The organism is Lichenicola sp. GTC18331 (assembly GCF_055386855.1).
Genome location: NZ_AP045015.1, coordinates 209,893 through 222,174, shown reverse-complemented (window position 1 = coordinate 222,174; position 12,282 = coordinate 209,893). Strand labels below are relative to the sequence as shown.

The following is a 12,282-nucleotide window of genomic DNA, read 5'->3' as shown; positions in this document are numbered from 1 at the left end:
CCCGCTCCGCTCAACCGAAATCGAACGTCAGCGCCCCACCTTTCTTCGTTGCTGTCGCCCAGGCCGGACGCGCTTCCAGGCGGCGTAGCCAATCGGCCAGCTGCGGATATTGGGTGAGCCCCGCACGTTTGTTCAGAGCCTGAACCGGAAAGCTCATCATCGCGTCCGCGCCAGTGAAGTCCTGACCGGCGAACCAGGGTCGGCCGGACAGTTCGCCGTCGAGGAAGCGCAGATGGTTGCCGATATTCGGGCCGATGAACTGCTTCTCCACCCCTTTGGCCAGCAGCTTCGCCACCGGCCGGATCGGAAACGGCACCTGCGACGGCAGGCGCGCGAACACGAGCGACAACAGGCCCATCGGCATCAGCGAGCCTTCGGCATAATGCAGGTAGTAATCGTAGCGCAGCCGTTCCGGCGTGCCGGCGGCGGGACGCAGCGTGGTTCCGGCGCCATGACGGTCGATCAGCGTATCGACGATCAGCCCGGTTTCCGCGAGCACGTCGCCATCATCCTCGACCACGGGCGATTTGCCGAGCGGATGGATCTGCTTCAGCGCCGGCGGCGCCAGCATGGTCTTCGGATCGCGCTGATAGAAGCGGATCTCATAGGGCTGGCCGAGCTCTTCCAGCAGAAACAGCACGCGCTGCGACCGGCTCTGGTTCAGATGATGGACGATGGTCGCCATGGACGAACTCCCTGCTCGACCGTGCGGGACGGAAACACGCTCGCCGATCGGTTGACCAGACCATCCGCTACAAGGGAGACGGACACCAGCCGCCCAAGAGCCCCGCCGGCTCGGAAACGCCTTCGGGCGGTTCACAAAGCCGGCAGGTCTCGTAAGCGCCGTCAGTCCGGTAGGCGTCGCACGGCGCCGAAGGCAGCGCTGGTGGCCATGGAAGCATACGCGCGCAGGGCGGTGCTGATCTTCCGCGGGCGCTCGGCCAACGGCTTCCACGCCGCCTGCCCCTTGGCCTGCATGGCCGAACGGCGCTCGGCCAGAACCGCGTCGGAGACCATCAGCTCGATCCGGCGCGCCGGGATGTCGATCTCCACACGATCGCCTTCCTCGGCCAGAGCGATCAGCCCGCCTTCCGCCGCTTCCGGCGAGACATGGCCGATCGAGAGGCCCGAGGTGCCGCCGGAGAAGCGCCCGTCCGTGACCAGGGCGCAGGCTTTGCCGAGCCCTTTCGCCTTCAGATACGAGGTCGGATACAGCATCTCCTGCATGCCCGGCCCACCGCGCGGTCCCTCGTAGCGGATCAGCACCACGTCGCCAGCGCCCACCGTGTTGCCCAGGATCGCCTTCACCGCATCGTCCTGGCTTTCGAAGATCTGCGCAGGGCCGGCGAAGCGGAGGATGCTCTCGTCCACCCCGGCCGTCTTCACGATGCAGCCATCCTCGGCGAGGTTGCCGTAGAGCACGGCCAGACCGCCATCCTTGGAGAAGGCGTGCTCGGCGTTGCGGATGACGCCCGTCTCGCGGTCCAGGTCGACCGCGTCGAAGCGGCGCTCCTGGCTGAACGCGGTCTGGGTCGGCACCCCGCCGGGAGCCGCGCAGTAGAACTGGTGCACGGCCGGGCTGGTGGTGCGGCACACGTCCCAACGATCCAGGGCGGTGGCCAGGGTATCGCTGTGCACGGTGGGGGTGTCGGTATGGATCAGTCCGGCGCGGTCGAGCTCGCCCAGGATGCCGTAGATGCCGCCGGCATGGTGGACGTCCTCCATATGGACGTTGGCGACGGCCGGCGCGACCTTGCAGAGAACCGGCACGCGACGCGACAAACGATCAATATCATTCATCGTGAAACTTATTTCCCCCTCCTGCGCCGCGGCGAGCAGGTGGAGCACCGTATTGGTCGAGCCGCCCATGGCGATGTCGAGCGTCATGGCGTTCTCGAACGCCCGCCGGTTGGCGACGGAGCGCGGCAGCACACTGGCATCGTCCTGCTCGTACCAACGCCGGGCCAGATCCACGATCAGGTGGCCGGCTTCCAGAAACAGCCGCTTGCGGTCGGCATGGGTGGCGAGCGTGGAACCGTTGCCGGGAAGCGCCAGACCGAGGGCTTCGGTAAGGCAATTCATCGAGTTGGCGGTGAACATGCCGGAGCAGGAGCCGCAGGTTGGGCAGGCGGAACGCTCGATCACCGCGACGTCCTCGTCGGAGATGCGGTCGTCGGCGGCGGACACCATGGCGTCGACCAGATCGAGCTTCTTCTCGGTCTTGTCCGGCCAGACCACCTTGCCGGCCTCCATCGGGCCGCCGGAGACGAACACGGCGGGGATGTTAAGGCGGAGCGCCGCCATCAGCATGCCGGGCGTGATCTTGTCGCAGTTGGAGATGCAGACGAGTGCGTCGGCGCAATGGGCATTGGCCATGTATTCGACCGAGTCCGCGATGATCTCGCGCGACGGCAGCGAATACAGCATGCCGTCATGACCCATGGCGATGCCGTCATCGACCGCGATGGTGTTGAATTCCTTGGCGACGCCGCCTGCCTGTTCGATCTCGCGCGCGACCATCTGGCCGAGATCCTTGAGATGGACGTGGCCCGGCACGAACTGGGTGAAGGAGTTGACGACGGCGATGATCGGCTTGCCGAAATCGCCGTCCTTCATGCCCGTCGCGCGCCACAGGCCGCGTGCGCCGGCCATGTTGCGGCCATGTGTGGTGGTGCGGGAACGATAGGCTGGCACGGGCGGTGCTCCAGGAACGGGCCGGATCGGGCGTTACGGGATGGAAGCCCGACCTAGCAGGGCCGCTCCCGTCGCGATAGCACGTTCCGCTGGGCTCCGGGTTGCGTGATCGCGCGACCGGCCGGGGCCCCCGGGATCAGAGATGGACCGTCAACGTGCCGTCTTCCTCCACCACGGCGAGCTTGATCCGGTCGATCCGGTCGACCCCCTTCCGTCCGAGCTCCTCCCGCAGATCGTCCATGGTGAGCATTTCGCGCCGCATGCCGCGTTCGAGCACGCGGCCGTTCCGGACCACCACCTCCTGTCCCGAGCGCAGGAAGCGGCGCGTCCACGGCAGCCGGTAGGGGATCCAGTTCAACAGCCAGGCCCAGAACGCGATGGTCAGAGCCAGGGCGATACCGTCCGTGACGGAACTGTAAGGGCCCGCCATGGCGCTCTGTACGGCATCGGCGACCAGGACGATCAGCAGCAGATCGGACAGGCCCTTCTGCCCCGAGGCGCGATTGCGAAAGACACGGAAGAGAAAAAACAGCACGAGATAGGTGACGGTGCCGCGGACGACCATCTCCAACAAGGACACGTCGGGAACGAAGAGGGACCGCCAATCGGGCATCGTGTTGGGCCTTGTCGCGAACGGCGGATGGTCTCCGTCGGGCGAGAGGCTCCGTCAATGCCCGGCGGGCAGCGTCAACGCGTGTCGGATCGCGCCAACCGCCGGTCCGTCGCCAGGACGGCGCGGAGGAGGACCTGGGTGCCGGCGGCGACGTGGTCTTTTTCGGCGCTCTCGGCTTCGTTGTGGCTGAGGCCGCCGGCGCAAGGAACGAAGATCATGCTGGTGGGGGCGACGCGGGCGACATAGGCGGAATCATGGCCCGCGCCGGAGACCAATTCCCGGGCCGGCAGAGCGAGGGCTTCGGCGGCGTTTCGGACGGCCTCGATGCAGTCGGGGTCGAAGCGGACGGCGGGATTGTTCCAGACGCGCTCGACATTCCATCGCAGCGAGCCGCAGCATTCGGCGAAGGCGGCGTGCAGGTCGGTTTCCATGCGTTCCAGCACGGCGTCGTCGGGGTGCCGCATGTCGATGGTGAAGAAGACCTCGCCAGGAACGACGTTGCGGCTGTTGGGATGGTTCTCGATCAGGCCGACCGTGCCGACGGCGTCGGGAGCATAGGAGGCGGCAATACGCTCGATGGCGACCACCATGCGTGCGGCGGCGAGCAGGGCGTCCTGACGAAGACGCATCGGCGTGGCGCCTGCGTGGCCTTCCTGGCCTGTGATGGTGGCTTCGAACCAGCGCATGCCCTGCACGCCGGTGACGATGCCGATGGTGCGGGATTCGGCTTCGAGGATCGGGCCCTGCTCGATATGGAGCTCGAAATGGGCGGAAAGCGGATGGGCGCCGCATGGCTGTTCGCCGCGCTCGCCGATCCCCACCAGAGCATCGCCGAAGCGCATGCCGGAGCGGTCGGCGCGGTCCCAGGCCCAGTCACGCTCGAACGCGCCCGCGAACACGCCGGAGGAGAGCATGGCGGGGGCGAAACGCGAACCTTCCTCGTTGGTCCAGTTGATGATCTCGATCGGGGCCTCCGTTTCCGTGCCGCTCTCGTGCAGCGCGCGGAGAACTTCGAGACCGCCGAGAACGCCGATGATGCCGTCGAACTTTCCGCCGGTAGGCTGCGTATCGAGATGGCTACCGATGGCGATCGGCGGCAGGGATGGATCGCGGCCTTCGCGGCGTGCGAACATGTTGCCCATGTCGTCACGCGTGACGGTACAGCCGATGGCTTCGCATTGTGCGGCGAACCAGCGCCGGACTTCGCCGTCGAGCTCGGTAAGGGCGAGACGGCAGATGCCGCCTTTCGACGTCGCGCCGATGGCGGCCGTTTCGAGGATCGTGTTCCAGAGACGATCGGGATCGATGGAAAGATTGCCGCTCACGACACTGTCTCCGGCTCGAGACGATGCGGATTGTTGGGGTGAACCGCCCATGTGCGTTTCGGTCCGATGGCCGGCTGCGGCTGCATGGTGATGCAGTCGTCCACCGGGCAGACATGGGCGCACAGGTTACAGCCGACGCATTCAGCGTCGATGACCTCGTAGACGCGGCCGGGAAGTTTCGCGATCGCCTGATGCGACGTGTCCTCGCAGGCGATATAGCATTTGCCGCAGGAGATGCAGGCGTTCTGGTCGATCCGGGCGATGGCACGGAAGTCGATGTTGAGGTCGCCCCATTGCACGTAGTTGCGATTGGCGGCTCCGCGGAAGCTGTCGAGATCGGCGTAGCCCTTGGCGTCCATCCAGTTGCCGAGGCCGTCGATCATGTCGGAGACGATGCGGAAGCCATGATGCATGGCTGCGGTGCAGACCTGCACGCCGGATGCGCCCATGGCGATGAATTCCGCCGCCTCGCGCCAGGAGGATACGCCGCCCATGCCCGAGATCGGCATGCCGCGCATCGCCGGATCACGTGCGATGTCGCCCAGCATGCGCAGGGCGATCGGCTTGACCGCCGGACCGCAATAGCCGCCATGGGTCCCCTGCCCGTCCACCGCCGGCAGCGGCGTCATCGCGTCCAGATCGACGCCGACCACGGACTGCACCGTGTTGATCAACGAGACCGCATCGGCACCGCCGGCTTTCGCGGCGCGTGCGGGAATGAGGATATTGGTGATGTTGGGCGTGAGTTTGACGATCACCGGCATGCGGGTGTTCTGCTTGCACCAGCGCGTGACCATCTCGACGTAGTCCGGCACCTGCCCGACCGCGGCGCCCATGTTGCGCTCGCTCATGCCGTGCGGACAGCCAAAATTGAGTTCGATGCCGTCGCAGCCGGTTTCTTCCACGACCGGCAGGATGGCGCGCCAGCTTTCCTCCACGCAGGGCACCATCAGGCTGACCACGATGGCGCGATCGGGGAAGTCGCGTTTGACCCGCTTGATCTCGGCGATATTGGTGGCGAGCGGACGGTCGGTGATCAGCTCGATGTTGTTGAGCCCGGCCATGCGTCGTCCGCCATGAGTGACGGCACCGTAGCGGCTGCTGACGTTCACGACCGGCGGGTCCTCGCCGAGGGTCTTCCAGACCACGCCCCCCCAGCCTGCCTCGAGCGCGCGACGGACGTTGTACTCCTTGTCCGTAGGTGGGGCGGAGGCGAGCCAGAACGGGTTCGGGGACCGTATGCCGGCGACGGTGCAGCGCAGATCGGCCATCTCAGTTCTCCCCACTCAGCATCTCGTGGATCGCGATTGCCGCGATCTTGCCGTCCTGTACCGCCGCCACGGTGAGGTCCGCGCCCGCCGTGCAGTCGCCGCCGGCCCAGACACGGGCCAGGCTTGTGAGGCCCGTTTCGTCGACGGCGATGCGGCCGTTTTCGATGCGCGGCGCTTCGGTTTCGGCGAGCGGCGTCGCGTCGAAAAGCTGACCGACCGCCAGCAGCACCATATCGGCGGGTTCGTGGACCGGTCCGTCGCCGGTGTCCTCGAACTGCACGCCCGTGACGATGCCGCCCTCGCCCAGGATCGCCCTGGGCGTGTGCCACGGGAGAATGCGGATGCCGGAGGTGCGGGCCCAATCGCGCTCATGACCGGTGGCGGACATGTGTTCGAGCCCGCGACGATAGGCAATGGTGACCTCGCGTGCACCGAGGCGCCTGGCTTGCATCGCGGCGTCGATCGCCGTGTTGCCGCCGCCGATCACCACGACCCTGTCGCCGACGGCGATGTCGTTCTTGCTGCTCTGGCGCAGGGTTTCAATGAAGCGCGCGGCATCGAAGACGCCATGCAGCGTTTCCGGCGAGAGCGTGAGCGCGCGCACGGCCTGATGGCCGAGGCCGAGGAACACGGCGTCGTGTGTCTCACGCAAGGCGCGCAGGGTGACGTCGCGGCCGAGGGCGCGGTCGTGCAGGATCTCGATCCCGCCGATGCCGAGAATGAAGTCGAGTTCGCGCTGCGCGTAGTCACCGGAGAGTTTGTAGGCCGCCACGCCGTATTCGTTCAGGCCGCCGCCTTTGGGGCGCGCCTCGAACACCGTGACGCGATGTCCCATCATGGCAAGGCGATGCGCGCAGGCGATTCCGGCGGGCCCGGCGCCGACCACAGCGATGTGACGACCGGTTTCAGGCGCGCGAACGAAGGGATGCTCGCCGCTTCGCATCAGATGATCGGTGGCATGACGCTGCAGGAGCCCGATCTGTACCGGCTTGTTCTCGCCTTTGGTGCGGACGCAGGCCTGTTCGCACAGAATCTCGGTCGGACAGACTCGCGCGCAGGAACCGCCGAAGATATTGGCGCCGAGGATCGCTTCGGCGGAGCCGCGCAGATTGTCGTCGGCGATGCGGGCGATGAAGGAGGGGATGTCGATCCCTGTCGGACAGGCTTCGATGCAGGGGGCGTCGAAACAATAGAAGCAGCGATCGGCTTCGATGCGTGCCTGCGTGTCGGTCAGCGCCGGATGGGCATCGGCGAAGTTCGCGGCCAGCGTGGCGTCGTCGAGACGTCCGGACTTGATCCGCGCGCCAATCACGTCCGTGAGTCGATCCATCGTGCCCTCCGTCTTGACAGATCGTGAAGCGGCCGGAGGTACGCCGTCAATAAGAAACCTGTCTTTATGGTCAGGTTATGGGCGAAAAAATCGGTTCTGGGCGATTTTGGTAAAATTTCTGCGCAACCAATATGCCTATGCACAATATTTCCGCAGCCCAGCGAAGCGTTCTTCGACGCTTGGAACAATTCATGTGGCTTGAACCTGACAGCGGGCGATCCCTACTGTTCACCCCGAGCCGATGCCGATGGGAGGAAATCCGGTGCCTCACGTTAACCAGGACGCACGATGCGACGGGCGATGCAGCCCGGCGACGGGGAAGATACCGCACCATTCTCCGACCGGAATGGAGATGAAAGATCATCACATCGTGCCCTACAGCCGCCTGCGCGATACCTGGAACACCCTTGTGGAGAACAACGAGGCCAGGGTTCTCGAGAGCTATATCGACGTCTTCTCGCCGGACGCCGATTTTGCTCGTGCGTGCAAACGTTTCGTCACCGGACGCGACGGGCGGGACCATACCATCAGCACGACGTCGGGCGCCCTCGGCCGCCACGTCAACAGCGCAATGAACGCCGAAGTGATCGCGAGCGAACTCTTCTGGGCGCCTTGGAATCTCGTCGAAGGTCCCGGCCGCCGCACCGACGATCCCGGTGACGGTACAGATATGTTCAGCTTCACCGGCATCGACAATGCCTATTGGCGCAACCACTACGCGGAGCGCCAGCGCATTCTCGAACACCTGAGCGGCTGCATGAAACGCTATCTCGATGGTGCTGCGGGCAGGAACGGCGCCAGCACGGCGGTGTTGCGCAGCCTGAAGGACGCTTTCGATGAGACGGCGCATATCAGCACGCGCGACCGGATCGATTTCGATCGGACTCGGTCAATCTGGCAAACTCGATCCGCCGACGGGCTTCCGCCGGACTTCCGCAACGTAGACCGCACCCGTCGCAACAGCCGTGCCGGGTTGGAGGCCGATCCGAGATTGCGCGCAGGTGATGCGCCCTGGACTACGCTGAGCTGATCGGGTTCGGAGTGGCAGGACCGGTTCCCGGCCTTGCCACTTTTGTTTCGGCCGCCCCCATGAGACATGGTCCCGGCAATGGTAGGGAGTTTGTCCATGAATGTGACGGCGATCCGCGCGGTTCTGTTCGACATGGACGGCCTGCTGCTCGACAGCGAGCGCTTGTCCATGCGCGCGCTGATCCAGGCGGCCGCGGAACTGGGCGCGGTGCTGACGGAGGCGTTCTGTCGCAGCACGATCGGCAGCCCGATGGATCGGTGCGCCGCCGCCGTAAGGGAGCAGGAAGGCGCGGATTTTCCCACCGGACGCCTGATCGCGCTGCATACGGAGATCCTGGATCGGATGGTGGCGGCGGGTGCGCTGGAGATGCGGCCGGGCGTGAATGCGTTGCTGGATACGCTCGATGACTTGAAGCTGCCGCGTGCGGTGGTGACGTCGTCGAACCGCCACCGGGCGACGACGCATCTCGAGCATGTGGGTATTCTCGATCGGTTCGACCTGCTGGTGACACGCGACGACGTGTCGCGCGGCAAGCCCGATCCCGAGCCGTTTCTGCGCGGTGCCGCTGCCTTCGGTCTGCCGCCTGCCGCGTGTCTGGCGCTGGAAGATTCGCACAACGGCGTCCGCTCCGCGCATGCGGCCGGCGTGCCGGTGATCATGGTGCCGGATATGCTGGAGCCGACGGAAGAGATCCGCGGGCGCGCCGTGCTGGTGGCGGGAAGCCTGCACGACGTGGCGGCGCTGCTGCGGGCGCGTGCGTAGACGCTGTCGTGCGGGTCCTGCTTTGCCGCCTCGGGGATAGACGGAGGCGGCGCTCCTTTCTGGGGAAAGGAGCCAAAGCACGTCCGTCCATCGGAGCGCGGACCAGCCGATCCTCCGCGGCTTGATCTTGCCATCGTTCAGGAAATGAACATTCCCGCGATGGTGGCGGACATGAGGTTGGAGAGCGTTCCGGCGAGCACGGCGCGGACGCCCATGCGGGCGACCTCTGCGCGGCGTTCTGGAGCGACGGCGCCGTAGCCTGCGAGCAGGATGCCGATCGACGAGAAATTGGCGAAGCCGCACAGGGCGAACGAACAGATCGCGATGGCATGCGCGGAGATCGTCTGCGCGTGGATCATCGGCGAGAGCGAGACATAGGCGACGAACTCGTTGAAGACGAGTTTCTGGCCGATGATGCCGCCGATCGTCTGTGACTCGGTCCACGGCACGCCGATAAGCCATGCGACGGGGGCGAAGACGCGGCCCATGATGGTTTCGAGCGAAAGGTGATGCAGACCGGCGAGGCCGCCGAGCAGCCCGATCAGGCCGTCAAGGCAGGCGATCAGGCCGATGAAGGAGACCAGCATCGCGCCGACCGCGACGGCGACGTGCACGCCGTTGCCGGTGCCGATCGAGATCGCCTCGAACAGGTTGGCGGCGCGCTTGCCGTCGAACGGCACGTCGAGCGTGGCGATGCGGGAGGGTTCGGTGGCGGGCATGAGGATGCGCGCGAACAGAAGACCGCCCGGTATGGCCATGACGGAGGCCGCGAGCAGGTAGGGCATGGGCACGCCGAGGCCGGCATAACCGGCCAGCACGGAGCCGGCGATGGAGGCCGTGCCGCTGGACATGACGGTGAAGAGTTCGGCGCGCGTCAGGCTGGCGACATAAGGGCGGAGCGCCACCGGCATCTCGCTCTGGCCGAGAAAGATGGTGGTGACGGCGGAGAAGCTTTCGATGCGGCTGGTGCCGAGCACGAGGCGGACCAGACCGCCCAGCGCGCGCGCGAGGCGTTGCATGATGCCGAAATGGTAGAGCAGCGCGATCAAGGCGGAGATATAGATGATCTGCGGCAACACGCGGAGCGCGAACACGAAGCCGCCGCTGTCCGGAAAGAGCGTGGCCATATGCGGTCCGACCAGAGCGCCGAACAGGAAGGCCGTGCCCTGCTGGCCATAGCCGAGCACGGCGTTGACCGCGTCGGAAGCGATCCCCAGCGCCCAGCGGCCGGGCGGAACGAACAAGACGAGCGCACCGAGGGCGACCTGGAGGGCGAGTGCCGAGAGCACCGTGCGCGGCGAGATGCGGCGGCGATCGGTGGAGAAGGCGAAGGCGATCAGCAGAAGCAGGAGAAGCCCGGGCAGGCCACGCAGAATGGAATGGATCATGCTTGCCCCGCGGTGATTCCGCCCAGCACCAGGGCGAGAATGGTTTCGCATCCCAGCGCGTAGTCCTCGGCGCCGAGCCCGTGCGGGCGATCGATCACCGCCTCCATCTGCGGCGCGAAATCGGCGTAGCTCTGCGTCATCGCCCAGATGCAGAACAGCAGATGTTCGGCCGAAACCGGGCGCATGGATCCCTTGGCGATCCAGATGGCGAAGACGGCATCAATGCGGGACACGTAGTCGCGCAGTTCGCCTTCCAGGAAATGACGGATGCGCGCGCCGCCAGCCAGCATCTCGCCCGCGAAGATGCGCGACGCATCGGCGCGTGAGCGTGTCCACTGCATCTTGGCGCGGATATAACCTTCGAGCCCTTCCCGCGCCGTCCGCTCGGCGGTGATCCAGATGTCGGAGTCGGCGAGCCATGTGGAGAGGATGTCTTCCAGCACGGCGCGGTAGAGCGCCTCCTTGCTGCCGAAGTAATAATGCAGGTTGGCCTTGGGCAGATCGGCGGCCTCGGCGATCGCCGCCATGGAGGTGCCGCCGAAGCCGTTGCTGGCGAAGATCGATTCGGCGGCGCGCAGGATCTGCGTCGTGCTGAGGCGCCGCGGCGCACCGGGGCCGCCGGTGTCCCGGGCGGAGGCCGCACCGTTGCGGTCGATCGACGTTCCCATCTTGGTCCAGGACGCTCCCTCTTTCTTATCATTGCTTGTCCGGCACATAAGCAGGGCGCGCAAGAGCCGGGCTCCGTGCCGGCAGCCGGGGCGGTCACGCCGGAAAAGCCGTGGACGCGGGTGCCCGTGGCTCGTTAGCGTTCGGACCATGCAGATCAAGGCGTTGCGCTGTTTCCTGGAAGTTGCCCGATCCACCTCCCTGCGTCAGGCGGCGCAGAAACTGGAGATCGCGCCGACGGCGTTGAACCGGCATCTGGCCGGGTTGGAGTATTATTTCCGGGCGGAACTGCTGGACCGCGGGGTCTCCGGGATCAGGCTGACCGAAGCCGGACGGCTGCTGGCGGAGCGGGCACGGCTGATCGACGCGGATATCGAGACGACGCGATCGCTGATCGACGATCTGCGCGGGCTGGACCGAGGCCATGTGACGATCCTGGCGGCGGGCGCCGTGGCGGGCGGGGTTCTGGCGCCGGTCCTGGCGGATCTGCACGTGCGGCATCCGGCGCTGCGGTTTTCCGTGCGGGTCACGAGTGCCGCCGAACTCGCGGCCGGCGTGGCCGACGGCTCGGCCGATCTCGGGATCACCATTTTCGCGCCGGAAACGGCGGCGGCGCTGGTGCAGAGCCGCCATCCAATCGAGCACGCGGTGATCGTGTCGCCCGGACATGCTCTGGCCGGAGCCGGGTGCGTATCGCTGGCGAATTTGTCGCGCCATGCGCTTGCCCTGCCCGATACCGGGTTCGGGGCGCGACAGGATCTCGACCGGATGGCCCGAGCGGCCAGCCTGCGTCTGGACCCCGTGTTCGTGAGCGGATCGCTGGGCGTGCAGAAGGCGCTGGCGCTGCGGGGCGCCGCGGCGCTCGTGCTGCCGCCGCTCTGTTGCCAGGACGAGATCGAGGCCGGACGTCTGGTGGCCGTGGCGATGAGCCCAGGGAGCACGATCGACACCACCCTCGATATCTGCCGCGCGCCCGGCAGAACCCTGCCGCATGCGGCCAGCGCGGTGATGCGCGCACTGGACGCCGCATTGGGAGCCAAGACCGGGCGATAACGACCTCGCCGCTTTCATGGGCAATCGCCGCACGTGCAGGCAGTGTCTCAAAAACGTGGACGGCGGCGACACAAGAAGATGCTAGTCCCGGCTGCAACCGGCACCGTAACGTTTGCGCATTCCGGGTGGCAATGGCCGCACGGGCCGGAC

11 protein-coding genes are annotated in these 12,282 nt (G+C 66.3%); 3 read left to right on the top strand and 8 right to left on the bottom strand.

Annotated elements, in window-relative coordinates; all coding sequences use genetic code 11:
• Positions 1-10: 10 nt before the first annotated feature.
• The 6 genes from ACZ5BM_RS01025 to ACZ5BM_RS01000 all read right to left on the bottom strand — a co-directional run bounded on the left by ACZ5BM_RS01025 (position 11) and on the right by ACZ5BM_RS01000 (position 7,233).
• On the bottom strand, positions 11-685 hold the full coding sequence (locus ACZ5BM_RS01025; RefSeq protein WP_498909472.1) for a glutathione S-transferase: 675 nt from the start codon (positions 683-685) through the stop codon (positions 11-13).
• A gap of 161 nt (positions 686-846) precedes the next feature.
• Positions 847-2,694 (bottom strand): dihydroxy-acid dehydratase, encoded by a 1,848-nt coding sequence (gene ilvD / locus ACZ5BM_RS01020; protein WP_498909471.1) that lies wholly within the window; start codon positions 2,692-2,694, stop codon positions 847-849.
• A gap of 136 nt (positions 2,695-2,830) precedes the next feature.
• On the bottom strand, positions 2,831-3,307 hold the full coding sequence (locus ACZ5BM_RS01015) for a DUF421 domain-containing protein (RefSeq protein ID WP_498909470.1): 477 nt from the start codon (positions 3,305-3,307) through the stop codon (positions 2,831-2,833).
• Positions 3,308-3,381: 74 nt separating this feature from the next.
• Positions 3,382-4,683, bottom strand: coding sequence for a M20 family metallo-hydrolase (locus tag ACZ5BM_RS01010; RefSeq protein WP_498909469.1), 1,302 nt, complete (start codon positions 4,681-4,683; stop codon positions 3,382-3,384).
• Entirely contained in the window at positions 4,629-5,903 is a 1,275-nt protein-coding gene (preA, locus tag ACZ5BM_RS01005) for an NAD-dependent dihydropyrimidine dehydrogenase subunit PreA (RefSeq protein ID WP_498909468.1), read from the bottom strand. The genes ACZ5BM_RS01010 and preA overlap by 55 nt, the downstream gene beginning before the upstream one ends.
• Position 5,904: 1 nt before the next feature.
• Positions 5,905-7,233, bottom strand: a complete 1,329-nt coding sequence (locus tag ACZ5BM_RS01000) for an NAD(P)-dependent oxidoreductase (protein ID WP_498909467.1) — start codon at positions 7,231-7,233, stop codon at positions 5,905-5,907.
• 352 nt (positions 7,234-7,585) lie between these two features.
• Here ACZ5BM_RS01000 and ACZ5BM_RS00995 point away from each other — a divergent pair, with 352 nt between their 5' ends.
• Positions 7,586-8,263 (top strand): hypothetical protein, encoded by a 678-nt coding sequence (locus tag ACZ5BM_RS00995; protein WP_498909466.1) that lies wholly within the window; start codon positions 7,586-7,588, stop codon positions 8,261-8,263.
• Positions 8,264-8,359: 96 nt separating this feature from the next.
• A complete protein-coding gene (locus tag ACZ5BM_RS00990; protein WP_498909465.1) occupies positions 8,360-9,025 on the top strand; it encodes an HAD family hydrolase in 666 nt (221 codons plus the stop codon).
• Between the two features lie 137 nt (positions 9,026-9,162).
• On the opposite strand, the gene ACZ5BM_RS00985 is transcribed toward ACZ5BM_RS00990, so the two are convergent.
• Positions 9,163-10,413, bottom strand: coding sequence for a NupC/NupG family nucleoside CNT transporter (locus ACZ5BM_RS00985; protein WP_498909463.1), 1,251 nt, complete (start codon positions 10,411-10,413; stop codon positions 9,163-9,165).
• Positions 10,410-11,081 carry a TetR family transcriptional regulator C-terminal domain-containing protein gene (locus ACZ5BM_RS00980; protein WP_498909462.1) on the bottom strand — a complete coding sequence of 224 codons (672 nt, stop codon included), beginning with the start codon at positions 11,079-11,081 and terminating at the stop codon, positions 10,410-10,412. Before ACZ5BM_RS00980 ends, ACZ5BM_RS00985 begins: the two co-directional genes overlap by 4 nt.
• Positions 11,082-11,229: 148 nt before the next feature.
• Here ACZ5BM_RS00980 and ACZ5BM_RS00975 point away from each other — a divergent pair, with 148 nt between their 5' ends.
• Positions 11,230-12,132 (top strand): LysR family transcriptional regulator, encoded by a 903-nt coding sequence (locus ACZ5BM_RS00975; protein ID WP_498909461.1) that lies wholly within the window; start codon positions 11,230-11,232, stop codon positions 12,130-12,132.
• Positions 12,133-12,282 lie beyond the last annotated feature (150 nt).

Bases quoted from the DNA above. Each gene is read 5' to 3' on its own strand.
- ACZ5BM_RS01000 (WP_498909467.1), bottom strand. From the start codon at position 7,233: ATGGATCGACTCACGGACGTGATTGGCGCGCGGATCAAGTCCGGACGT.
- ACZ5BM_RS00985 (WP_498909463.1), bottom strand. From the start codon at position 10,413: ATGATCCATTCCATTCTGCGTGGCCTGCCCGGGCTTCTCCTGCTTCTG.
- ACZ5BM_RS00995 (WP_498909466.1), top strand. From the start codon at position 7,586: ATGAAAGATCATCACATCGTGCCCTACAGCCGCCTGCGCGATACCTGG.
- ACZ5BM_RS00975 (WP_498909461.1), top strand. From the start codon at position 11,230: ATGCAGATCAAGGCGTTGCGCTGTTTCCTGGAAGTTGCCCGATCCACC.
- ACZ5BM_RS00980 (WP_498909462.1), bottom strand. From the start codon at position 11,081: ATGGGAACGTCGATCGACCGCAACGGTGCGGCCTCCGCCCGGGACACC.
- ACZ5BM_RS01010 (WP_498909469.1), bottom strand. From the start codon at position 4,683: ATGGGCGGTTCACCCCAACAATCCGCATCGTCTCGAGCCGGAGACAGT.
- preA (WP_498909468.1), bottom strand. From the start codon at position 5,903: ATGGCCGATCTGCGCTGCACCGTCGCCGGCATACGGTCCCCGAACCCG.
- ACZ5BM_RS01015 (WP_498909470.1), bottom strand. From the start codon at position 3,307: ATGCCCGATTGGCGGTCCCTCTTCGTTCCCGACGTGTCCTTGTTGGAG.
- ACZ5BM_RS00990 (WP_498909465.1), top strand. From the start codon at position 8,360: ATGAATGTGACGGCGATCCGCGCGGTTCTGTTCGACATGGACGGCCTG.
- ACZ5BM_RS01025 (WP_498909472.1), bottom strand. From the start codon at position 685: ATGGCGACCATCGTCCATCATCTGAACCAGAGCCGGTCGCAGCGCGTG.